Annotated in this window: 20 protein-coding genes; 10 read left to right on the forward strand and 10 right to left on the reverse strand. The window is 70.7% G+C overall.

Features of this window, described 5'->3' with window-relative positions:
- Positions 1 to 117 precede the first annotated feature (117 nt).
- Both ACQUQF_RS10110 and ACQUQF_RS10115 read right to left on the reverse strand, forming a co-directional pair.
- Positions 118 to 1,092, reverse strand: a complete 975-nt coding sequence (locus ACQUQF_RS10110) for a carbohydrate kinase family protein (RefSeq protein ID WP_435178353.1) — start codon at positions 1,090 to 1,092, stop codon at positions 118 to 120.
- A gap of 110 nt (positions 1,093 to 1,202) precedes the next feature.
- Positions 1,203 to 1,520, reverse strand: a complete 318-nt coding sequence (locus tag ACQUQF_RS10115) for a hypothetical protein (protein WP_435178355.1) — start codon at positions 1,518 to 1,520, stop codon at positions 1,203 to 1,205.
- 193 nt (positions 1,521 to 1,713) lie between these two features.
- On the opposite strand from ACQUQF_RS10115, the gene ACQUQF_RS10120 reads away from it, so the two are divergent.
- From ACQUQF_RS10120 to ACQUQF_RS10130, 3 genes are all read left to right on the forward strand, one after another.
- Entirely contained in the window at positions 1,714 to 2,376 is a 663-nt protein-coding gene (locus ACQUQF_RS10120) for a cupredoxin domain-containing protein (protein WP_435178357.1), read from the forward strand.
- A 76-nt stretch (positions 2,377 to 2,452) separates the two neighbouring features.
- Positions 2,453 to 3,208 carry a COG1361 S-layer family protein gene (locus tag ACQUQF_RS10125; protein WP_435178359.1) on the forward strand — a complete coding sequence of 252 codons (756 nt, stop codon included), beginning with the start codon at positions 2,453 to 2,455 and terminating at the stop codon, positions 3,206 to 3,208.
- A complete protein-coding gene (locus tag ACQUQF_RS10130) occupies positions 3,139 to 4,101 on the forward strand; it encodes a hypothetical protein (protein ID WP_435178361.1) in 963 nt (320 codons plus the stop codon). The genes ACQUQF_RS10125 and ACQUQF_RS10130 overlap by 70 nt, the downstream gene beginning before the upstream one ends.
- Positions 4,102 to 4,145: 44 nt before the next feature.
- On the opposite strand, the gene ACQUQF_RS10135 is transcribed toward ACQUQF_RS10130, so the two are convergent.
- The 3 genes from ACQUQF_RS10135 to ACQUQF_RS10145 all read right to left on the reverse strand — a co-directional run bounded on the left by ACQUQF_RS10135 (position 4,146) and on the right by ACQUQF_RS10145 (position 8,667).
- On the reverse strand, positions 4,146 to 6,731 hold the full coding sequence (locus ACQUQF_RS10135; RefSeq protein WP_435178363.1) for an efflux RND transporter permease subunit: 2,586 nt from the start codon (positions 6,729 to 6,731) through the stop codon (positions 4,146 to 4,148).
- A gap of 136 nt (positions 6,732 to 6,867) precedes the next feature.
- Positions 6,868 to 7,161, reverse strand: coding sequence for a hypothetical protein (locus tag ACQUQF_RS10140; protein WP_435178365.1), 294 nt, complete (start codon positions 7,159 to 7,161; stop codon positions 6,868 to 6,870).
- A gap of 291 nt (positions 7,162 to 7,452) precedes the next feature.
- A complete protein-coding gene (locus tag ACQUQF_RS10145) occupies positions 7,453 to 8,667 on the reverse strand; it encodes a Cdc6/Cdc18 family protein (RefSeq protein WP_435178367.1) in 1,215 nt (404 codons plus the stop codon).
- Between the two features lie 549 nt (positions 8,668 to 9,216).
- Here ACQUQF_RS10145 and ACQUQF_RS10150 point away from each other — a divergent pair.
- Positions 9,217 to 10,584 carry a cellulase family glycosylhydrolase gene (locus ACQUQF_RS10150; RefSeq protein WP_435178369.1) on the forward strand — a complete coding sequence of 456 codons (1,368 nt, stop codon included), beginning with the start codon at positions 9,217 to 9,219 and terminating at the stop codon, positions 10,582 to 10,584.
- Positions 10,585 to 10,743: 159 nt separating this feature from the next.
- Here the strand turns inward: ACQUQF_RS10150 and ACQUQF_RS10155 are convergent, their stop codons facing one another.
- Positions 10,744 to 12,177 (reverse strand): aldehyde dehydrogenase family protein, encoded by a 1,434-nt coding sequence (locus tag ACQUQF_RS10155; protein ID WP_435178371.1) that lies wholly within the window; start codon positions 12,175 to 12,177, stop codon positions 10,744 to 10,746.
- A gap of 172 nt (positions 12,178 to 12,349) precedes the next feature.
- Between ACQUQF_RS10155 and ACQUQF_RS10160 the strand changes: the two genes are divergently transcribed.
- The 3 genes from ACQUQF_RS10160 to ACQUQF_RS10170 all read left to right on the forward strand — a co-directional run bounded on the left by ACQUQF_RS10160 (position 12,350) and on the right by ACQUQF_RS10170 (position 15,024).
- Positions 12,350 to 13,186, forward strand: coding sequence for a carbon-nitrogen hydrolase family protein (locus ACQUQF_RS10160; RefSeq protein ID WP_435178373.1), 837 nt, complete (start codon positions 12,350 to 12,352; stop codon positions 13,184 to 13,186).
- Between the two features lie 352 nt (positions 13,187 to 13,538).
- Positions 13,539 to 14,084, forward strand: coding sequence for a DNA starvation/stationary phase protection protein DpsA (gene dpsA, locus ACQUQF_RS10165; RefSeq protein ID WP_435178375.1), 546 nt, complete (start codon positions 13,539 to 13,541; stop codon positions 14,082 to 14,084).
- 118 nt (positions 14,085 to 14,202) lie between these two features.
- Positions 14,203 to 15,024 carry a hypothetical protein gene (locus ACQUQF_RS10170; protein WP_435178377.1) on the forward strand — a complete coding sequence of 274 codons (822 nt, stop codon included), beginning with the start codon at positions 14,203 to 14,205 and terminating at the stop codon, positions 15,022 to 15,024.
- A 108-nt stretch (positions 15,025 to 15,132) separates the two neighbouring features.
- Here ACQUQF_RS10170 and ACQUQF_RS10175 read toward each other — a convergent pair whose 3' ends face one another.
- The gene (locus ACQUQF_RS10175; protein WP_435178379.1) at positions 15,133 to 15,849 is read right to left on the reverse strand and encodes a DUF7504 family protein; all 717 of its coding nucleotides are present in this window, start codon (positions 15,847 to 15,849) and stop codon (positions 15,133 to 15,135) included.
- A gap of 126 nt (positions 15,850 to 15,975) precedes the next feature.
- Here ACQUQF_RS10175 and ACQUQF_RS10180 point away from each other — a divergent pair, with 126 nt between their 5' ends.
- Positions 15,976 to 17,088: an NADH:flavin oxidoreductase/NADH oxidase gene (locus tag ACQUQF_RS10180; protein ID WP_435178381.1), complete on the forward strand. Its 1,113-nt coding sequence runs from the start codon at positions 15,976 to 15,978 to the stop codon at positions 17,086 to 17,088.
- Between the two features lie 38 nt (positions 17,089 to 17,126).
- On the opposite strand, the gene ACQUQF_RS10185 is transcribed toward ACQUQF_RS10180, so the two are convergent.
- Positions 17,127 to 17,360: a hypothetical protein gene (locus ACQUQF_RS10185; protein ID WP_435178383.1), complete on the reverse strand. Its 234-nt coding sequence runs from the start codon at positions 17,358 to 17,360 to the stop codon at positions 17,127 to 17,129.
- Positions 17,361 to 17,476: 116 nt separating this feature from the next.
- Here ACQUQF_RS10185 and ACQUQF_RS10190 point away from each other — a divergent pair, with 116 nt between their 5' ends.
- Both ACQUQF_RS10190 and ACQUQF_RS10195 read left to right on the forward strand, forming a co-directional pair.
- Positions 17,477 to 18,682 (forward strand): GNAT family N-acetyltransferase, encoded by a 1,206-nt coding sequence (locus ACQUQF_RS10190; protein ID WP_435178385.1) that lies wholly within the window; start codon positions 17,477 to 17,479, stop codon positions 18,680 to 18,682.
- A 95-nt stretch (positions 18,683 to 18,777) separates the two neighbouring features.
- On the forward strand, positions 18,778 to 19,677 hold the full coding sequence (locus ACQUQF_RS10195) for a DUF7547 family protein (protein WP_435178387.1): 900 nt from the start codon (positions 18,778 to 18,780) through the stop codon (positions 19,675 to 19,677).
- Positions 19,678 to 19,706: 29 nt separating this feature from the next.
- Here ACQUQF_RS10195 and ACQUQF_RS10200 read toward each other — a convergent pair whose 3' ends face one another.
- Both ACQUQF_RS10200 and ACQUQF_RS10205 read right to left on the reverse strand, forming a co-directional pair.
- On the reverse strand, positions 19,707 to 20,261 hold the full coding sequence (locus ACQUQF_RS10200; protein ID WP_435178389.1) for a metal-dependent hydrolase: 555 nt from the start codon (positions 20,259 to 20,261) through the stop codon (positions 19,707 to 19,709).
- Between the two features lie 189 nt (positions 20,262 to 20,450).
- A complete protein-coding gene (locus ACQUQF_RS10205) occupies positions 20,451 to 20,831 on the reverse strand; it encodes a MaoC/PaaZ C-terminal domain-containing protein (protein ID WP_435178391.1) in 381 nt (126 codons plus the stop codon).
- Positions 20,832 to 20,886: the final 55 nt, after the last annotated feature.

Here is a 20,886-nt window from a genome sequence, read left to right on the forward strand (position 1 = left end):
GTCCGCTCGCGCGGTCGGTAGACTGTCGGTTCGGTGACTCATGTCCGTGTGAAGACGGGCCACTCCCCCTTCTTGTTTGGGGTCGTCCCGGGCGTTGGTCCGGTCGGCGTCGCCCGATTACTCCCGGAACTCCCGGACCGCCTCGCGGGACGGCAGCGCGGTCATCGCCCCCGGCGCGGTGGTCGTGACCGCGGCCACGGCGTTCGCGAAGCCCAGCACCTCCGAGAGCGAGACCTCGGCCGCGTCGCCGTCCGCGAGCGCCGCGAGCGCACCCGCCGTGAACGCGTCTCCCGCGCCCGTGGTGTCGACCGCCTCGACGTCGTAGCCGCCGTGGGAGGCCGCGGCGGGGCCCCACGGCGCCCGGTCGGTCGCCGACGCGAAGGCGCCCGACTCGCCGAGCGTCAGCAGCACGGTGTGCGGGCCGGCGTCGGCGACGGCCCCGGCCAGCGCCTCGGGCGACTCGGCCTCGAACCCGGCGGCCGCCAGGTCCTCGGGCGTGGCCTTCACCACGTCGGCGCGGTCGAGCATCTCCGCGACCAGGTCCGGGTAGTCTCTGTCGCTCGCCGCCCAGAGCTCGGGCCGGTAGTTGGGGTCGAAGACGACGGTGGCGCCCCGGTCGGTCGCGCGCTCGGCCAGGTCGAGCGTGGCGGTCCGGCCGGGGTCGGCCGCCAGCATCACGCCGCCGACGTAGACCCACTCGACCGCGTCGAGGGTCGCGTCGGGGACGCCGCCGGGCTCGACCCGGGTGTCCGCGGTGCCGTCCCGGTAGAAGGTGAACGCCCGGTCGGCGTCCTCGTCGTGGCTCACGAACGCCAGCGCGGTCTTGGCAACGGGGTCGCGCTCGACGAACCGGTCGGGGACGCCGAACGACGCCAGCGTCTCGGCCAGGTGGTCGCCGAACGGGTCCTCGCCCACCCGGGTCCAGAACCACGGGACCTCGTCGAGGCGGGCCAGGCCGACCGCGACGTTGGCGGGGGCGCCGCCCGCGCGCCGCGAGAAGTTCTCGACCTCCGCGAGCGGGCCGGGAGCGTCGGGCAGGAAGTCGACGAGCGCCTCGCCGGCGACGAGGACGTCGGGGTCAGAGTCTGACATGGTTCGGTACTCGTTCGTCCGGACCGTCGCGTCGGACCGCCAAATGACTTGGTGCCGCGGCACGCTGACTCCGGTCGCGACCGGGTCGGACGAACGGACGTGGAACGGGCTCAGACGACGACGCTCACGACCCGTCCGGCGGTCTGGCTGATGAGGAACCAGAGCACCAGCGCGCCGACGCCCGCGATCCAGAGGATGCCGATCTGCTTCGTCGTCGATACGTCGTCCCAACCGTCCGCGTCCAGATAGCTGACGAACGGCGGGAGCAGCGCCGTCCCGAGGAACGCCCACGCGAGCAGTTGGAGCATGCCGCCGAACCGGAACAGACCGATTCCTGACTCGACCAGCACGCTGACGGCCACCGTCAGGACAGCACCGATCGCGAACCGCTCGGTTCCGCTGAATCTATCGACGTTCGGAAGTTGCATCGTCCCCGAACCCTCAATAAAAATCTAAAACTGTTGTGGAACGATACCGGGCACCGCCCGCCGACGCGGGAGTCGGCGCGGGCTCGACGGGTCCGGAACTGCCCCGTCTCCGCCGTACTCGCGGCGCCGAACGGTCGGTCAGGTGGCCCGTGGACTCTTACCGCTCCCCGGCGAACGCCGAGGGGGAACGAAGATGACGGGGGACGCGACACCTGCCGAGCGCACGGAGTCGACGCGGGGAGAGACCGGTGGCCGGACAGAACAGCGGGACGCGGACTCGCAGCCCGCCGGGGAGGACGGCGGCGGGATGACCCGCCGGTCGTTCGTGCGGGCGGCCGGCGGCACCGCCGCGGCGGGAGCGGCGGCCGCGGTCGGGGCCGACGAGGCGGCGGCCCAGGCCCGGACCTTCCGGTTCGGCGGCGAGGTGGCGGCCTGGCACCCGCGGTGGGAGGGCGCCAGCGACCAGACCAACCCGACCGTCACGCTCCAGGCCGGCACCGAGTACGAGTTCTGGTTCGAGAACCTCGACGGCGCGCCCCACAACATGACGATCCAGGACTCGGAGGGCAACACCATCGTCCAGAGCCAGCTGGTCACGAGCGAGGGCGCCACCGCCTCGGTGACGTTCACGGCGACGTCCCAGATGACCCAGTACATCTGCACCGTCCACCCGACCACGATGGTCGGCGACATCAACGTGGTCGGCGAGGCCGGCGGGGGCGGCGGCGGCGTCCCGACGCGGTCGCTGGTGCTGCTGGCCGGCCTCGTGCTCGCGTTCATCTCGCCGCTGCTGTTCGCGCTCTTCCTGTTCTCGCGGGACCGCGAGACGGGCGCCGAAACGACGGCCGGACCGTAGTCAATCACGGCTTTCCGGGATTCAACGACCGGCGACCGCGCGGGGCGTTATTGGGCTCGGGAACCACCGGGATCACATGAGAACTACCGCGCTCGCGCTCGCCGCGGCGGCCCTCCTCGCCGCGGCGACAGTGGCCCCCGCGGCGCCGGCGCTCGCCCGGGAGGAGGGGACGGTCGTCGGCCGGCCCGACCTGGAGCTGTCGGCGACCGACAACCGGTTCGGCGCGGGCGAGCAGACGACCCTGGAGGTGTTCGTCTCGAACAGCGGCGACCTCGACCGGGGCGGCCCCGCCGAGTACCAGCAGCGCGTGACGACCGCCCGGAACGTGCGGCTCGAGATCGACCAGTCCCGGATGGACGAGCGGCTCGCCCGGAAGGTCGAGGTCGAGACCGGCACGGTGTTCGCCGGCACCGTCCCCGAGGGCGTCGCGGGCCCGTTCGCGTTCAACCTCGAGATCGCCGACTCGCTGTCGCCCGGCACCTACGAGATACCGGTCGAGGTCACCTACGACTACACCAACTACGTCGAGTACGGCCCGGGCCGGGCGCCCGAGTACGGCGACGCCTCGCGCTCGACCACGAAGTACGTCACCGTCGTCGTGGAGGACCAGCCGCGGTTCGAGATCCGGGCGCAGAACCTCACGAGCGTGACCGCCGGCGACACGACCACGTACCGGCTGAACCTGACGAACACCGGGACCCGGCCCGCGGTGAACGCCCAGGTCACCCTCTCGGCCGCGACACCGTCGTTGGCGACGGCGTCGTGCCCGGCCAGGACCAGGCCGACCTTGCCGCGCTCGAGAACTGGATCAAGAGCTTCGGCACCGGCCTGACCAAGGACCAGGTCGTCGCGCGCATCGTCGACGAGACGACCGGCGAGGCCGGCAGCGACGACCTGCGGCTCCGGCAGAACTTCCGCTACGCCGACGCGTCGACCTCGGTCTCGGCCATCGTTCCCGAGAGCGAGGCGAACGTCAGCAGCCAGCCGGGCCTCCAGTCGCGCATCGTCCCGATCGAGACCGGTCAGACGATGGTGGTCGAGGGCGTCACCAACCGCAAGCCCGACGACAACACCATCTCGGTCGAGGTCATCCAGGGGCCGAGCGCCAACGAGTTCGACGGCGCGACGGTCGACCAGTGGGGCCGGGACGGCATCTGGACGGTGAACCTCAGCACCGAGGGCATCGAGCCCGGCACCTACACGCTGGAAGTGGACGACGGCGACAACACCGACCTCGTCCAGTTCCAGGTCGTGGAGCAGACCGAAGACGAACAGCAGCAGGCCGAAGGTAACGAGACGACGACCGCAGAGGGAAATGAGACAACCGCGGCGGGGGAAGCCGACGAGGACGCAGGCAACGAGACGGGCGCCGCTGCGGGTAACCAGACCCAGGGAGCAGCACAGGCAGGGCACACGCTCGAGATCCGGACCGAGGGTGCGCCGCTGAACTACACCATCTCGTTCGCCGGGAACGTCCAGGCCGTCGACCAGCAGGTCGAGGAGACCGACGTGGTCCGGGAAGACGGCACCGTGACCGGTCAGATCACCGGTGACGACTCAGACGTCTACGAGTTCGTCGGGCGGGTCCTCGACGTGTCCGCCGAGGGCGATCTCTCGAACGCCACGTTCGTCCTCGACGGCGAGGAGGTGTCGCCCGGAGAGCTCACGAACGCCACCGCGAACAACTCCGCGGTGGCCGCTCCGGCGATCGGGAGTTCGGCGTAACCCCGCCGGCTTTCGAGCGACGAACCGACGCGACCCTTTTTTGGTCACTCCACCTCGCCGGGAGCGGCGGCGCCGTCCGCGACGTCCGACGACGCCTCCGGACCGAAGTACCGCGCCCAGACCGCGAGCACCGACGGGAGGACCGCGAGCGAGGCGACGTAGGAGTAGACCACGCTCAGCGCGGTGAGCAGCCCGAACTGGCCGATGGCCGGGAACACCGCGAGCACGAGCACGCCGATGCCGAAGACGGTCGTGAGGACGCTGCCGGTCAGCGCGCCGCCCGTGCCGGTGATCGTCCGCGAGAGCGCGGCGAGGGCGTGGCGCCGGTCGGCGGCGGCCGCCCGCTCGCCGGACCCGGGCGTGGCGGCCGACTCGACTCGCTCGTCGAGTTCGTCGGTGAAGCGGTGGACCACGTGGACCGAGTAGTCGATACCGAGCCCGATGGTGATGGCCAGCACGGTCGCGGTGAAGGCGTTGAGCGAGATGCCGACCGCCCGCATCGTGGCCGCGAGCGCCGCGACCGTCACCACGATGGGGACGAGATTGGCCACGCCGAGCGAGGGTCGGCCCACCAGGACCCAGTAGACCAGCACCAGGAACACCGCGGTGCCGGCGAGCGCGACCGCGAGGCTGACGATGGCCGACTCGAAGATGAGGTCCGCGATGGCCTGGAACACCACGATGTCGCCGGTGGCGGTGGCCTCGTACCGGTAGCGGTCGGCGACCGTCCGGGCGTCTTCGGTGACCTCGGCGGGGTCGGCGTCGGCCTCGACCGCGTAGACCACGCGGGCGCTCCGGCGGTCCTCGGCGAGGTACTGGCTCGCGAGGGTCGCGTACTCCGAGTCGAACAGCGCGTCGTAGACGGTCGCGAGGTCGTCGTCGGGTATCCCGTTGCCGTCCCGGTCGTTGCGGGCGACCAGACGGGCGAACTCCGGGTCGGTGGCGGCCAGCGACCGGATGACGGTGACGATGCTCCGCTCGCTGGCGCGGCCGTCCTCGGCGACGAAGGTGTCCGGTGGGTCCGCCCCCGCCCGGTGGACGGCCTCCAGCGCGGTGTCGCGGGTCATCGGCGCCTCGACGTAGACGACGACCTGCTCGTCCTCCCCGGTCTCGAAGTTGTCCCGGAGGAAATTGATATCGCGAGTGACGGTGTACTCGTTCGGCCTGAACGGTTCGGGCAGCGCCCGGAGGTAGCCGGGGGTCTCCTCCGGCGGGAGGAACTGCTCCTCGCTGAAGGAGGTGTCGACGCCGGTGGCGTAGCCCGCCGCGCCGGCCGTGAGCGCCGCGGTCACTACGAGGAAGGCCAGCGGCGCGCGCCGGGCGACGACGACCCCGCCGGTCAGCGCCCGGCCCAGCGCCGAGTCCGCCGAGCCGAGCGGTCGCTGGCTGAACGTCGGGACGGGGTAGCGCTCCCGGGCGCGGTCGAGCAGGACCTTCGCCGCGGGGACCGACACGCCGAAGATGAGCGACGTGAAGACGATGCCGACGCTCGCGACGACGCCGAAGTCCCGGATCGGGCCGAGCGCGCTGGTGAGGTTCGAGGCGAACCCGATGACCGAGGTGGCGGTGACGATGAAGAACGCGACCAGCAGCTGGTCGGTCGCGCGCCGCATCGCGGCCCCGACGAGGTCGTCGCCGGGCCGGGCGGTCGTCTCGCCCGCCACCAGCGCCGTGCGGTCCTCCCGGTAGCGGTTGACCGCGTGGATGCCGAAGTCGATGCCGACCGCGAGCAGCAGCGGCGGGACCGCGATGAGCAGCTGGTTGAACGCGATGCCCGCGAACCCCATGAAGCCGAACGTCCAGACGATGGCCATCACGAGCGCGACGACGCCCAGCAGCAGGTCCGCGAGGTCGCGGTACGCGACGACGAGGAAGACGACGATGAGGACCGCGGCGGCCGGCACCACGATGACGAGTGTGTCGCCGATGACGCTCCCGAACTCGTCGGCGATTATACCCGCGCCGAACACCCGGATGTCACCGCCGACCGAGGCCGCGACTCGCTGCATCTCGCGCTGGATCGGCGTCAGCGGGTCGGTCCCGGTCGACTCCTCGTCGGCCAGCGCCGGGACGGCGTGCTCGACGAGGGTGACCGACGCGGACGCGCGGGCCGACACGGGGTTGAAGTCCTCGCTCAGCAGGGTCCGGAAGGCGGGGTTGTCCCGGGCGGCGGCCCGGACCGCGCCGTCGATGCGCGCCGGAGAGGCGCGCTCGACGGCCCGGAGTTGCTCCTCGGGCGTGGTGGCGTTCGGGTCGAGGGTCCGCGCGACGACGCTCGCGGGGCTGGTCGTCCCGGCGATCCGGAGCTCGGTCCGGTCGTCCAGTCGGTCGAGCAGCGTCAGCATCCGGGTCAAGCCGCGCTTCGAGACGACGTTCTCGCCGGTGTGGACGAGCTGGGTCGCTGTCGTGGCCGGGCCGAACGGCGGCTCGAACTCCCGGTCGACCGCCTCCAGCGCGGCCTGCTCCGGCAGGTCCTCGGCGAACCCCTCGGTGCCTGCTTCGGTCGAGACCTGCGCCGTACCGACGGCGAAGACGGCGGTGACGAGCAGGAAGGCCGCGACGACCCGGCCCGGTCGCTCGACGATGCGGTCGTCCAGCCAGTCGATGACGCGCTGGTAATCGAGTGCCACTGTCGGACCCCTCTCCCCCCTTTTTTCCCGGTCGCCTCGGACGCCATCAAAGGCGACGGAGTGTAGCGCGAGTAACACGCCGAACAGGAAATACGGTGGGGTCGGTCGGGACCCGCCCGTGGTGGAGCGGGTCGGTCTAGAGGAACCAGCGGACGCTCCAGTACATCCCCGACAGGAGGTTCCGCGCGTCCCTGACCGGCGAGAGGCCCGCGTCTGGGTCGGCCGCCGGCTCGAACTCGGCATCGAGCATTTCGGGGGCGACGTGGCGGAGTTCCCCGGTATTTCGGCGCCGACCGTCCTCGTCGGTGACGCGGAGCAGCGCCACCTCGTCGGTCGCGCCGACGACGCGGTAGACGCCGGGAGTGAGGGGCATCCCTTCGGCGTCGCGCGTGCCCTCTGCCGGCCGGTAGTGCTCGCCCACTTCGACCATCTGTGGTTCCTCGGTTGGTGTCGGTATTCTGTCGAGCACCGAATAGGTGGCGGGTTTTCGATTCCGTGAGCATCAAATGGAGCGCCAACTCTGACTACGGTTGTGCGGTTGGGCCAAGCGGTTGTACCGCGAGCGAGGGAGCGGAGCGACCGAGCGAGCGGCCCAAGGAACCCTCGAAGGAGAAGTCCGGCGGCCCAGCCGCCGGACCTTCGACCGAGGGGGTGACGCCGTGGTTTTGGTCGAGCTTTTACAAGGGAGGCGCGTTCAGGCGCCGACCGCGGTAAAAGGTCGTCACAGGTAGTCCTTCACGCTCGCGTGGACGCCCATCGACTCGAAGGTCTCCTCGAGGGCGTCGAGCACGACCGCGAGGTCCTGCTGGAGGTCGTACTCCCGGTACTTGCCGCCGGCCGACCCCTCGTTGATCTCGGTGACGTTGAGGATGCCCAGCATCGCGAGGTCGTCGAGGTGCTCGCGGAGCCACCGGGCCGTCAGCGGGCTCTTGCCGGCGGCGTCGGCCAGCGACTTGTAGCGGGTGTAGATCTCCCGGGAGCGGGCCGGGGTGTCGCCCTCGGCCTCGAGGGTGGCGAGCGCGTAGACGACCAGGCGCTCGTGGTCGTTGAGGTCCGCGATGCCCCGGGCGACCTGCTCGCGCTCCAGCAGTTCGCGGCCGCGGCGGACGTGCTGCTCGGTGACCTCCTCGTCGTTCTCCTCGCGGGCGAGGTCGCCGGCCTTCAGCAGCAGGTCGAGCGCCTTCCGGGCGTCGCCCGACTCCTGGGCGCCGAACGCGGCGCAGAGCGGGACCACGTCGTCGGTGAGCACGTCGTCCTTGAACGCGACCTCCTTGCGCTGTTCGAGCACCGCGCGGAGCTCGTTGGCGTCGTACGTCGAGAACGAAATCGCGCGTTCGCACAGTGAGGAGCGAACTTTGGGCGACAGCGAGTCGCGGAACGTGAGGTCGTTGCTGATGCCGATGAGGCCGATGCGGGCCTCGGTGAGGTTCTCGTTCTCGCGGGCCCGCGAGAGCTGGTAGAGGATGGAGTCGTCCTTGAGGTGGTCGATCTCGTCGAGCACGATGAGGATGATGCCGCCGTAGTCGTCGAGCTCCTCCCACATCAGGTCGTACACCTGCGAGCGGGAGTAGCCTGTCTCGCTGATGTGGTTCGAGGGGTCCCGCATCGTGTTGACCAGGTTGCTGGCGACCCGGTACGAGGAGTTGAGCCCGTCGCAGTTGATGATCTCGGTCCGGACGTCGAGGTCGTCGTACTGCTCGGCGTTGTCCTCGAGCTTGTTCAGGAGGAACCGCGTGGCGGCGGTCTTGCCCACTCCGGCCTTGCCGTAGAGGAAGATGTTGTCGGGCTGCTCGCCGTAGATGGCGGGCTGGAGCGCGCCGTGATACTCGTCGAGTTCGTCGTCGCGGCCCACCAGCGTGTCGGGCGTGTAGTCGTCCAGCAACGCCTCGCGGTTGGTGTAGGGAGAGTACTCCCGGACGAAGTCGAAAGAGCCCATGGTGTTCGGGCCGGAAACGAGGCGGAGATATGAAGGTGTCGAAACCACCCGTTCCGCTGATTCCGCTGATTCATCTGAGCGAATCGTTTATGAAACACCCCCACCCCGTCGTTCCGCTGAATGTCGGCCGAGGCGGGGAGGGGTGGCCTCGAGACCGCTCTAGAAGAGGAAGTTTCTTGTCCTAGTCGCGGAAACCATATCTGCAAACTAGTCGAAATAGTCTATTTCGTCTATCCGAGACGGGAAAGAACACAGAGAGAGTGGGCGCGTCCGGCCCACCCCACTCCCCCTGTGCCGGATTCAGCGGAACAGTGGGGTGGGGGATTTTATAAAGGAAACCGGACAGATGAAACAGCGGAAATGGTGGTTGCGCGTGCCACGGGTGGCCGTCACGACCGACCCGCCTCGGCGACCCGCCCTATCTTGACTCCCCAGTCCGTCTCGCCGACTCAGCCCATTTCGCCGACCCGACCTGTTCTTCTCACCGCCGGGGACCGTACAATTCAATGCGCCCGAATATATTTATACCATCGCTCGTTCTACCCGCCCGTGGACGACGACCTCCGCGACGTCAGGGGCGCGGTGTACCTCCCGCAGAAGGACTGGAACGCCTACCAGCTGTGGGCCGAGTACCGGAACGACGTCGTCGAACGCGACCTGGGGTACGCGTCGAGCATCGGGCTGAACAGCCTCCGGGTCCTGGCGTCGTACGAGTACTGGCGGGAGGACGGCCCCTCGTTCTTCGCCCACGTCGAGCACTTCCTCACCGCCTGCGAGCAGCGCGGCGTCCGACCGCTGATCGTCCTGTTCGAGGCGCCGCCGAAGGACCCGCCGACCGAGGAGAACCTGCGCGCGACCGACCCGAAGCGCGCGTTCGGCGTCCACTCGCCTTCGCGGCCCGACGTCCTCCAGCCCCGCGACTGGAAGGGGTACGACCGGTCGCCGATCCACTTCGCCCGGCGGTGGGCCCAGGAGTACGCGGACGACGACCGCCTGCTCGCGACCGAGATCATGAACGAGCCGGGGGACGTCCAGCCCAGGCGGGACTTCGTGACCGACGCGCTCCGGACCGTCCGGCAGGCGGCCCCCGACGCCGCGCTCACGATGGGGACCAGGGACGTCCGGTACGCCCGGTTCTACGACCGCGAGGCGCTCGACGGCCTGCGCGGTCTCGACGCCTACCAGTTCCACATGAACCTGCCGAAGCGGCCGGCCGAGGCCTACGAGTACGTCACCGAGCAGCGCGCGCTCGCCGACGAGATCGCCGCGGAGACCCGGGCAGAACGCAGCGAGGGCTCGGACTCGCGCGTCCCCCTCTGGTGCACCGAGTGGCAGCGCACTCTGGAGGAACCGCCCTCGCGGTTCGCGCCGAACCTCGCCAGCCTCGCGCCGACGATCCGGAAGGCCCGTGCCGAGGGGATGATCGACGGCGACCACTTCTGGAGCCTGATGCTCCGGCCGGCCTACCTGCGCGAGCCCCGGGAGAAGGGCCGGGTCAACGGGCTGTTCCACGCCGACGGCGCGGCCTACTCCCGGGCCGACGCCGAGGTACTGGCGGGACGACCGCTGGCCGTCGCGGACCGCCACGCGCTCCCGGCGTCGTGGCGCGCCCACCGGTTCCCGTATCCGGGACCGATCGCCGACGGCCCGATCCGGTCGTCCGAGGGGGTCCCGTCAGGCGATGCGGAGCTATCTGGCCTCCGGGCCGGCGGCGACGTCGGGACCGCCGACGCCGCTGATGTCGACGATACCGACATCGACGACGCCGACATCGACGACGCCGACATCGACGACGCCGCTGAGACCGACGACCGCGCCGCGTCGATACCGGACGGTCCGACGTTCGTCCGCGACGTGCACGAGTCGCTGCTGGACCGGCTCCGAGACATGCTGGGATTGGACTCTCGCAGAAAGTAGCATACGACGGCACGTGAGTGGGATAGTACGTGAGTGCGACGGTACGTGGGTACGACGGTACGTAAGGGCGAGAGTACGTGAGTACGACGGTACGTAAACCGCTCCAGCGAGGATCGAGAAGAGAGTGCAGAATCAGCGAGACCGGCGGCAGCTGCCGCCTCAGAGGATGATGCTCTTCTCGCGCACCATCTCCTCGATGGTCATGTGGAGGCCCTGCCGGCCGATGCCGGAGGCCTTGTTGCCGCCGAAGGGGATGTCGCCCAGGCCGTGGCTCGGCGCGCCGTTGATGCGGACCGCGCCGGCGTCCAGCCGGTCGCTCAGGTCCATCGCGCGGTCGTAGTCGCTGGTGAACACCGAGGCGTCGAGCGCGAGCTCGCCGCGGTTGGCGATCTCGACAGCCTCGTCCTCGGTCTCGAACGTCGTGACGGCCGCGACCGGACCGAACTGCTCCTCGTGGACGATCCGGGCGTCGTGGGGGACGTTCGCGAGCAGGGTCGGCTCGAAGTGGACGCCGTCGCGCTCGCCGCCCCGGACGAGGTCGGCGCCCTTCTCGACGGCGTCCTCGACGAGTTCCTCGACCCACTCGGCCTGGCCCTCGTTGATGAGCGGGCCCATCGTGGTGTCCTCGTCGAAGAGGTCGCCGGGCTGCCAGGCGTCCATCTCGGCCTCCAGCAGGTCGACGATCTCGTCGTGGACCGACTCGTGGGCGAGCACCCGGCTGACCGCCGAGCACCGCTGGCCGGCGTACTTGAACGACCCCTTGGCGCACTGGCCCGCCACGTCGGCGAGGTCGGCGTCGGGGAACACGACCGCGGGGGCGTTCCCGCCCAGTTCCATGTGGAGCTCGACCATCCCGCTCTCCTTGGCGACGTGCTTGCCGGCCGCGCTGGAACCGGTCATCGCCACCATGTTGATGCGGTCGTCGCCCGCGAGCACGTCGCCAATCTGGCTCGCGCTCCCGGAGACGAAGTTGAACGCGCCGCTCGGAATCCCATCGACCTCCGAGACGACGTCGGTCAGGATGGCGGCGCTGACCGGCGTGTCGCTGGCGGGCTTGAGGATGACCGAGTTGCCCGCCGCGAGCGCGGGCGCGACCTCCAGCGCCGTCGTCGCGAGGGGGTAGTTGTACGGCGTGATCGCCAGCACGGTCCCGATGGGCTCGTGCTTGACGATGGCGTTCCACCCCTCGTGGCCCGCGGTGGTGCCCTCGCGGAACTCGCCCTTCATCGCGCGGATCTCCTCCTTCGCCCGGCGGAAGCGCTCGGCCGCGCTCTCGACCTCGCCGCGCGCCGACGAGACGGGCTTGCCGGCCTCCCGGACGATGACCTCCGCGAGCTCCTCCTTGCGGTCGAGCAGGCCGTCGGCGATCTCGTCCATCCAGGCCGCGCGCTGGGGGACGGTGGTCTCGCGCATCTCGGCCTGGGCCGCCTGCGCGGCCGCGAGCGCCGAGTCCGCCTGCTCGGGGCTGGCCGCCGCGACCCGCGCGAACGTCCCGCCGTCCGCGAGGTCGGTGACTTCGAGCACGTCGTCGGCGTCGCGCCATTCGCCGTCGATGTAGAGGCGCTCTCGACGCTGGAGTGGTTGTTGGGACATACGCAACCCTTTGCACTCCGCGGGTAAAATATTTACTCAAGATTGGATTAACGATGGCGGCGGTCTCGGCCCTGCAGCGCCCGGCGACCGCCGGTCCTCCGGCCGGCTCCGCGCACCGCGGTCCGGTCGCGCGACCGGACCGCTTTTCTCCCGGGCCTCCGAGCCTGCGGACGTGACCGACGCCGAGTCTCCCGCCGATCCGCCGACCGTCGCGGCCTGCCAGCTGGCGGTCGCCGATCTCGACGTGACGGCGAACCTCGACGCCGTCCGCGAGCGCGTCCGCGGCCTCCCGCCGGACGTCGACGTCGCGCTCTTCCCCGAGTACGCGCTGACCGGCTTCGTCGGCGACCAGCGCGTTCGCGACGTCGCCCTCCGGTGCGACGGCGACGAACTGGCCCGGCTGAGCGACCTCTCGGCCGACGCCGATTGCGGCCTCCTGGTCGGGTTCGTCGAGGAGGCGGACGACGAGAACGGGGATGTACCGCCCTCGACCGACTCGCAGGACGCTGCCACCGGATCGACCTACTACAACGCCGTCGCCTACCTTCACCCTGACGGCGGCCGGACGGTCTACCGGAAGCGCCACCTCTGGGGCGACGAGCGCGAGGTGCTTGCCCCCGGGAGCGAGCGCGTCACGGTCGAGACGCCGGTCGGCACGACCGGACTGCTCACCTGCTACGACCTCAACTTCGTCGGCGAGAGCGCGGCCCTTGCAGCGCCCGAAATCGAGGCCCTCTTCGTCGTCGGCGCGTGGCCCGCGGCCCACAGCCAGAACTGGAAGCTGCTGCTCCGGGCCCGGGCGCTCGACGGGGTCCGCTGGGTCGTCGGCGCGGGACGGACCGGCCGGAAGGCGATCGGTGATCGCACCGAGTACGCCGGCCGCTCGCGGGTCGTCCGACCCGACGGGAGCGTCCAGGCCGGCCTGAACCGCGGCGAGCGCGACCTGGTGGCCGACCTCGACCCCGCGGTGCTGGCGGAGTGCCGGGAGTTCATCCCGGTGTTCGAGTGAAGCAGAATATCGGTTCTGCCCGCTCAATTGCGTCGGGTGTTTCCTGATCAGGGCTAGCTACTGCCGTCACAAATGTACTGCACAGCACCGCGACAGAGGTCCTCACCCCTCCCCAGCCTCGGCAACCACCTGAACGCCGTCGGACGAACCGCGTCCGACGAGTCTGTGCTCGCTTCGCTTGCGCAGATCCGGCCGCCTCCACCGTCAGAGCACGCTCTGACGAGCCTGCGTTCACTTCGCTCACGCAGACCTCGCACACTTGGCGCGGCATGAGGCCGCGCCAGCGCGCGCCATTTGACAACTCCGCCTCCGCGAACAGCCTTAAGCGGCCGCCGGTGGTACCCGGTTCCGGGTGACCACGAACGTGAGCCAACAGCGGCAGGTACTCCAGCGGGCGGGCACCGTCGAGGAGAACGCGGTGCGGTTCGACGCCGAGAAGGCCGGCCGGATGGTCGAGGCGCTGAACGCCGACCTCGCGGCGACCTACGTGCTCTACCACCAGCTCCGCAAGCACTCCTGGAGCCTCACCGGGCTCTACGCCGCCGACCTCCGTCGGTTCCTCGACGACGCGGCCGCCGAGGCCGAGCGCCACGCCGACGCGCTGGCCCGCCGCGTCGGCGCCGTCGGCGGCGTGCCCGTGAGCGGCCCGGCGGCGTTCGAGCGCCACAGCCCCGTCCCCTTCGAGGGCGAGGACGTCTACGACGTCCGGTCGTCGCTCGCGAGCGACCTCGAGGCCTACGGCGACCTCATCGAGAGCGTGAGCAGCCACATCGAACTCGCCGAGAGCCTCGGCGACCACGCCACCGGGACCGTCCTCCGCGAGCAGCTGCTCGACCTCGAAGCCCGCGCCCACGCCATCCACGGCTTCCTCGCGCCCGACGCGCCGTCGCGGGGGTGAGCCGCTCCGTGTCGTTCGCCGTCCGCGGACCCGCCCCGTACACCGTCGCCCGATTTTCGCGGGTGATAACGCGCGAGAGCTTTATTAAGCGGGGGGCAGTCGGTTCGAACCAGCGCCGATGGTGTCGAAAGCGTTCTTCACGGGCTCGAAGTACCTCGTCGAAGAGAACGACGGGCGACACGAGTACGTCAGGTACGACGGAGAGCGGTTTCTGGCGGCACTGTCGGCGACTGGACAGAAGGTCGTCCGAGCGCCGTTCGGCTCCGAGGAGCTCTCCTCGGACGGTCGAACAGGGTCCGACGCGGCCCGGGCCGCCGACGAGGCGAAGGCCGCGTATCTGAAGGCGCTCGTCCGGGTCAACGAACACTACTTCGCGGCCCGGGAGTACGAGGACGACGCCAAGGGGAAGTATCTCAAGCACGACGAGCGCGCGGAGCGACGGTTCCGGATCAAGACCGCCGAGCGACTGAGCGACTGCGTGGACGACCTCCGCGCGGTGCTCTCGGCCCACGACACGCTGGTCGACGCCGCCGTCGAGGCGGTCGGCCGAGGGGCGGCCGAGTCCGACCGCGACCGGGCCCGCTCGGCGGTCCAGTCGACGCTGCTGGCCTGCACCGATCGGGCCGTCAGCGATGGGTGGTTCCCGATCGTCGAGTCGTACTACTACAGCCTCAGCCCCGGCGAACTGGTGGCCGAGGACAGGGAGCGGCGCAAGCAGCGCATCGAGGGCACCGAGGAGTCCCGGGGCATCCGGGAACTGCTCGCCAAACCGCACTTCTCGCGGCTCGACAAGCGCGACCTGCGCCGGATCCGACGGATAAACCGGGAGTCGCCCGGGTCCGACGCTCGGGTCTGGAAGCGCCTGCTCGACACGTACTCGTGGTACGTCGGTCGAGAGAGCGACCGGACCGTCACCGCCCGCAGCGAAGCCGAGGGGTAGCGCCCCCGCGGGCGGCGGCCGCGTCGACAGAGGACACGATTGTATCAGGCCAGGAGAGCGTAGTAGTCACTCCGGTAGACGTCACAGATACCGAGAGAACCGCCGCGTTCACAGGGGCAGCCAGTCCGTCGCGATGTCGGGGTCCGCGAGGTGCCAGCGCTGTTCGAGCCCCTCCTCGCCGTACCGCACCTCGACCACCGCGTCGAACAGCGCCTCGACGGACTCGACCGCGTCCGAGTCGTACGCGACGGGCAGGTGGTAGTGGGCCATGCCGTCGAACCGCTCGACCGTCTCGGTCATCCCGAGCAGGAAGCGCCGGACGTCTCGGTCCTCGTAGTCGGCGATCAGCGGCGTGATCGAGTCGAAGCAGAGCCGGAGCTCCGCCGGCGAGAACCCCTCGCTGCCGGGGTCGAACCGCTCGATGGCGGCCTGGACGGTCTCGCCGAGCTCCCGGAGGTCGCCGCTGTCGACGCTGAGTCGCCGGACCGACCGGTCCTCGTCGTTCGGCCGGTCGTCGGCGCTCCGGGCCGCGCCGGCCGCGCTCCCGCGGACGTCGGCCGCCCAGTCCACGACGACCGCGCCCTCGTCGGCCTCCCCGGACTCCACGCTGCCGAGTTTGGACCGGACCGACGCGGGACCGGCGTCGGTCGTCACGAACAGCCGATACCGCCGGCCGGCGCTCGACTCGCCCAGCAGGCGGACGCAGGCCGCGTCGAGTCCCTCGGCGCCGACGAGCAGGATGTTGCTCCCGTTGCGCTTCAGGTCGGCCAGCCGATTGCGAAACCGAACCGCCGACCGGTCCCCCCTTCGTTCCTCCCCAACCATTGATTCACCAATAACGTCTATCTGTACAATAAGTGTTTCGAACATGTGAAAGGCCGAGTCCGAAGCCTCGGCAAGAACCGTGGGCGAGCCGAGGCCTTTCGGGTCCGCGGTCCCGAGTGGGAGGCGATGACCGACCACCTGTTCAGTCCCCTGGAGATCCGGGGGACGACGGTCCGGAATCGCGTCGCCGTGTCGCCGATGTGCCAGTACTCCTGCGACCGGGACGGGCTGGCCACCGACTGGCACGAGGTCCACCTCGGCAGCCGGGCCACCGGGGGCGCGGGCGTCGTGATGACCGAGGCGACCGCTGTGGAGCCGCGGGGTCGCATCACGCCACACGACCTCGGCATCTGGAGCGACGAACACGCCGACGCGCTCGCGCCGATCGCGGAGTTCGTCGCCGAGCGCGGCGCGACCCCGGGCATCCAGCTCGCCCACGCGGGCCGGAAGGCCAGCAAGACCCGGCCGTGGGAGGGCAGCCGCCCGATTCGGCCCGACGACGGCGGCTGGGAGACGATCGCCCCGAGCGCGGACCCCTACCCCTACGGCGAGGCGAGCGACGCCGACGATGTCGAACCAGCTGCTACCCGCAAGATGGACCGCGACGACATCGAGGCCGTCACGGAGAGTTTCGTGGCCGCGGCCGAGCGCGCGCTCGACGCCGGCTTCGAGATCGCGGAGGTCCACGCCGCCCACGGCTACCTGCTCCACGAGTTCCTGTCGCCGGTCACGAACAGCCGCGACGACGAGTACGGCGGCGACTTCGAGGGCCGGACCCGGCTGGTCCGAGAGGTCGTGGAAGCGGTCCGAGAGGTCTGGCCGGGCGACCAACCCGTCTTCGTGCGGGTCTCGGCCAGCGACTGGCTGCCCGACCGCGAGTCCTGGACCGTCGAGGACACCGCCCGCCTCGCGCCGCTGCTCGCGGAGGCCGGCGCCGACCTGATCGACGTGAGCTCGGGCGGCATCCACCCGGCCCAGCAGATCCCGCAGACGGGGCCGAACTACCAGGTCCGCTACGCCGAGCGCGTGGGCGAGGCGACCGACGCGCTGGTCGGCGCGGTCGGCGGCATCACCGAACCGGCGCAGGCCGACGCCCTCGTCCGGAACGACCGCGCCGACCTCGCCATCGTCGGCCGTGAGCACCTCCGGGACCCGTACTTCGCGCTCCACGCCGCCGCGGAACTCGGGATGGAGGACGAGGTCGAGTGGCCGGTCCAGTACCGGCGCGCGGCGCCGTAGCGCCGGTCAGCCGAGGTCGGCTTCCGCGGGCACGCGACTCAGCTCTCGGCGATCACCTTGCGGAGGACGGCGACGACGCCGGCCAGCAACCCGAGCACCCCCGCGAGCCCGAGGAGGACGCCGACTGCCGAGACCGCCGGGTTCCCCGCGGTCACGGCGACGAACTGACCGGCCAGTGCGAGGACCCACCCGCCGGCGAGCACGCCGTAGAGCTTCAGCAGTTCGTCGCCGGTCGCGTAGTCGAGGGCGTCGCGTGCGGAGACGGAGGACATACCTTCGGCGTGCCATCCGGGCGAGGTAAGTGCTTCGCACGCCGGGTCCGGTCGGCTATGCGAACCCGCGCCACACCGGAGCAACCTATTTGGCCGGGACGGCCGCGCCCTAACTCATGGACTACCGACCGCTCCCCGCGGACCGGACCGAGCAGTTCCAGGAGTACCTCCACTACGCCTTCAGCCTCGAAGACGGCCCGCAGGCGGAGTTCGACTGGGAGGTCGCCGACCAGCCGGGCGAGCCGCGGGCGCTATTCGACGGCGACCGGATGGTCTGCGTCTGCCGGCATTACTGGTTCCGCACCCGCCTCCGGGGTCGGCGCTTCGAGATGCCGGGCCTCTCGGCGGTGGCCTCGCCGCCCGAACACCGCCGGAGGGGCCACGTCGCCCGGCTGCTCGCCGAGTCGCTGGCGGAGTACCGCGAGCGCGGCGACGTCCTGACCGCGCTCTGGGCGTTCGAGGACGCCTTCTACGAGCGACAGGGCTGGGCCACCGCGAACAAGTGGATCCGCCACGAGTGCGACTCGGACGCGCTGGCGTGGGCCCGGGACGACCCCCGCGCTGGCGGCGAGTTCCGGCCGGTCGACGCCGACGACCACGAGCGACTCGCCCGGGTCCTCCGGGCCGCCGACGAGGGGTACGAACTCGACATCGAGCGCACCGAGAAGTGGTGGCGCAAGCGCATCTTCGACAGCTGGCGGGGCGAGCCCTACGCCTACGGCTGGGAGTCGCCGGACGGCGACCTCCGGGGGTACGTGGTCTACCGCGTCGAGGAGGGGGACGACGGCAAGCGCCTCCTGGTCACGGAGCTCGCGGCCGCGGACCACGCCGCGCGGGTCAACTGCCTGCGCTTCCTGGCGAACCACGACTCCCAGGTCGAGCGCGTGGTCCTCAGGGGGCCGCCCGACACCGACCTGCTCGACCTGTCGCCCGACCCGGCCGCGATCGACACCGAGGTCGAGACCGGGCCGATGGTCCGGTTCGTCGACGTTCCGACCGCCGTCGAGGCGCTGGAGTACCCCGACGCTCCGGACGGGAAGTTCACCCTCGCGGTCTCGGACCCCCTCGCCGACTGGAACGACGCGACGTTCCAGGTCGCGGTCGAAGACGGCCGCGCGACCTGCGAGCAAGTCGCGGACGCCGGGGCTGTCGACACCGACGCGACTACCGGCGTCGGCGCGCTCTCGCAGCTGTACGTCGGCTACCACTCTGTCGCGGACGCCGAACGACTCGCCGGCCTCGAGGTCCGGACGCCCGCGGCGCGCGAGGCGCTGTCGGCGATGTTCCCCGAGCGCGAGGTCTTCCTGCGCGAGGGCTTCTGAGCGCCGACCCGTCGTCTCGCGGCGCGCCGGGGGTGCGGTGCTCGCGCTCTAGGACCCGGGCCAACTTCTTTACGCCGCGACACGTACGGCCGCCCATGAGAGACGACCCCGACGACCGTCGCGACGGGGACGACCCCCGCGACCCCGAGCGGCTGGACGAGCGCGTCGAGGAGCTCGAGGCCCGGGTGCGCGAACTCCGGACCGAACTCGGCCGCCCGCCGGAGGGACCGCTGGGCCTGCCCCGGCCGCCGACCCCCCGCGAGGTGCTGTCGTTCACCGGCGAGTACGCCATCCCGACCGCCATCGCGATGCTGGAGGCCAACGTCCGGGCGCTGAAGGCGCTCCAGCAGGTCATCAGGCTGGTCGACCCCGAGCGCAGCGTCGTCGACGAGGAGCGCGACCGCCTCCAGTCGCGGGCGGCCGACGCGAGCCGGGTCACCCTCAAGCGTCTGGAGTCGGCCCTGGAGGACGTCGAGACCACCATCCAGGAGAGCGACCTGCCCCGCGACGACGAGGCCCGGAGCATCCTCGACGACGCCCGGCGCATCAACCGCGAGATCCGCGACCGCAGCGACCGCGAGCGCCGGGAGGTCGACGAGCAGCGCCGGCGCGAGCGCGACATCGACCGCGAGCGAGGCCGGACCGACCCCGACCGGGACGACTCGACCGGTCTCGACGGCGGGACGACCATCGAACTCACCGACGAGAGCGACCGCGAGGACGGAGCCGAGGACGACGAGGAGGCCGACGGCGACGACCGCGCCGAGGTCGACGTCGAGGCCGAACTCGAGTCCATCAAGGACGAGATGGAGAACAGGCGGCGCGAGGAGCGCTCCGCGGCTGACGACGCCGACCGAAGCGACGCCGGCGAGTCGGACGACCTGGCCGGCGACGAGAACACCGAATCTGACGGCAGCGACGCCGACTCCGGCGACGACGGCGACGATGCTGATTCCGGCGATGCCGGCGACGTCGGCGATTCGACCGGCGCGTAGTCACTCGGTCACCGATTTCTAATCGGTAATCACTCGGCCACCGTCGCCCGGTCGCGGAGCCGCCGGTAGAGCCGGCGGGCCAGCGACCGGCGGGGGCGACCGGGTCGGCCCGCGAGCCACGCCGCGATCGCGACCGCGACGCCGCCCGCCAGCATCGCGTAGTTGGCGGCGTCGTTGGTCGCCCGCACGAGGTCCAGCGAGTAGAGCACGGGCGAGACCGGGTAGACGGGCATCACGCCCCAGGGGTTGATGACGTCCGCGAGCAGGTGGGCGACGACCGCGAACGACCCGAGGAAGAACGCCCACAGCGCCCCGCGGATCGCCTCGCGGCGCGGGCGGTCCTGCAGCGTCGTCGACACGACCAGCACGCAGAAGAGCCCGACGCCCGCGGCGAACCAGAGCGTGTGGGTCACGCCCCGGTGGACCAGGAAGTCGACCCGACCGTCGAGGTCCGGGAACATCGCGTACGCGAGGACGATACCGCCGCCCGACAGCGCGTCCCTGACGTACCCCCGGCGCAGCAGCGCGTACCCGACCACCGCGTAGAGCGCGAGCGCCATCCCGTAGTGGCCCGGCGGGAACATACCGTGACGCGGTCACGTATTCAATGTTAATCTATCGGTTTTTAAGGTGTTGGGCGACGAACACACCGAGTACGCGGTCGGCCGTCGGGCGCCGGCGGAACTCCGGCGGCGCGACGCCGCATCGCTGGCTTCCGCCCGACCTCTGTCGGCGTATCGCCTCGACTCGGACCACTCGGTCGCCCCGTCCGACTACTTCCAGACCAGGCCGTCGACCTCGCCGGTCAGCACCGTCTCGTCGTCGCCGTTCCGGCAGGTCACCGACGCCGCGACGTCGTAGCGGTCCTCGCGCTCGTCGACGGACTCGACGGTCATCTCGCAGGTGACGGTCTCGCCGGTGTAGACCGGGGCGTGGAAGTCGAACGCCATCGAGCGACCGAGCACCTGGAGGTCGGCGCCGATCTCGGTCGGCAGCGTGGCGGTGAGCAGCCCGTGGACCAGCAGGCGGCCCTCCTCGTCGGGTTCGAGGTGGCGGGGCTGCTCGTCGCCCGAGAGATCGGCGAACTGCCGGACGTCCTCGGAGGTGAACGTGCGCTCGACGGTGCGGGTGTCGCCCTCTTCGGGTGGCGTCATCGTGTCATCACGACGTGACTGTCCGCAAAAGAAGGTCCGATTCCGGAACTTCGGA

The sequence above is a fragment of the Halorussus sp. AFM4 genome, from assembly GCF_051194995.1.
In the GTDB taxonomy this organism is placed as follows: Archaea; Halobacteriota; Halobacteria; order Halobacteriales; family Haladaptataceae; genus Halorussus.

Bases quoted from the DNA above. Each gene is read 5' to 3' on its own strand.
- ACQUQF_RS10110 (WP_435178353.1), bottom strand. From the start codon at position 1,092: ATGTCAGACTCTGACCCCGACGTCCTCGTCGCCGGCGAGGCGCTCGTC.
- ACQUQF_RS10115 (WP_435178355.1), bottom strand. From the start codon at position 1,520: ATGCAACTTCCGAACGTCGATAGATTCAGCGGAACCGAGCGGTTCGCG.
- ACQUQF_RS10120 (WP_435178357.1), top strand. From the start codon at position 1,714: ATGACGGGGGACGCGACACCTGCCGAGCGCACGGAGTCGACGCGGGGA.
- ACQUQF_RS10125 (WP_435178359.1), top strand. From the start codon at position 2,453: ATGAGAACTACCGCGCTCGCGCTCGCCGCGGCGGCCCTCCTCGCCGCG.
- ACQUQF_RS10140 (WP_435178365.1), bottom strand. From the start codon at position 7,161: ATGGTCGAAGTGGGCGAGCACTACCGGCCGGCAGAGGGCACGCGCGAC.
- ACQUQF_RS10145 (WP_435178367.1), bottom strand. From the start codon at position 8,667: ATGGGCTCTTTCGACTTCGTCCGGGAGTACTCTCCCTACACCAACCGC.
- ACQUQF_RS10155 (WP_435178371.1), bottom strand. From the start codon at position 12,177: ATGTCCCAACAACCACTCCAGCGTCGAGAGCGCCTCTACATCGACGGC.
- ACQUQF_RS10170 (WP_435178377.1), top strand. From the start codon at position 14,203: ATGGTGTCGAAAGCGTTCTTCACGGGCTCGAAGTACCTCGTCGAAGAG.
- ACQUQF_RS10175 (WP_435178379.1), bottom strand. From the start codon at position 15,849: ATGGTTGGGGAGGAACGAAGGGGGGACCGGTCGGCGGTTCGGTTTCGC.
- ACQUQF_RS10180 (WP_435178381.1), top strand. From the start codon at position 15,976: ATGACCGACCACCTGTTCAGTCCCCTGGAGATCCGGGGGACGACGGTC.
- ACQUQF_RS10185 (WP_435178383.1), bottom strand. From the start codon at position 17,360: ATGTCCTCCGTCTCCGCACGCGACGCCCTCGACTACGCGACCGGCGAC.
- ACQUQF_RS10190 (WP_435178385.1), top strand. From the start codon at position 17,477: ATGGACTACCGACCGCTCCCCGCGGACCGGACCGAGCAGTTCCAGGAG.
- ACQUQF_RS10195 (WP_435178387.1), top strand. From the start codon at position 18,778: ATGAGAGACGACCCCGACGACCGTCGCGACGGGGACGACCCCCGCGAC.
- ACQUQF_RS10200 (WP_435178389.1), bottom strand. From the start codon at position 20,261: ATGTTCCCGCCGGGCCACTACGGGATGGCGCTCGCGCTCTACGCGGTG.
- ACQUQF_RS10205 (WP_435178391.1), bottom strand. From the start codon at position 20,831: ATGACGCCACCCGAAGAGGGCGACACCCGCACCGTCGAGCGCACGTTC.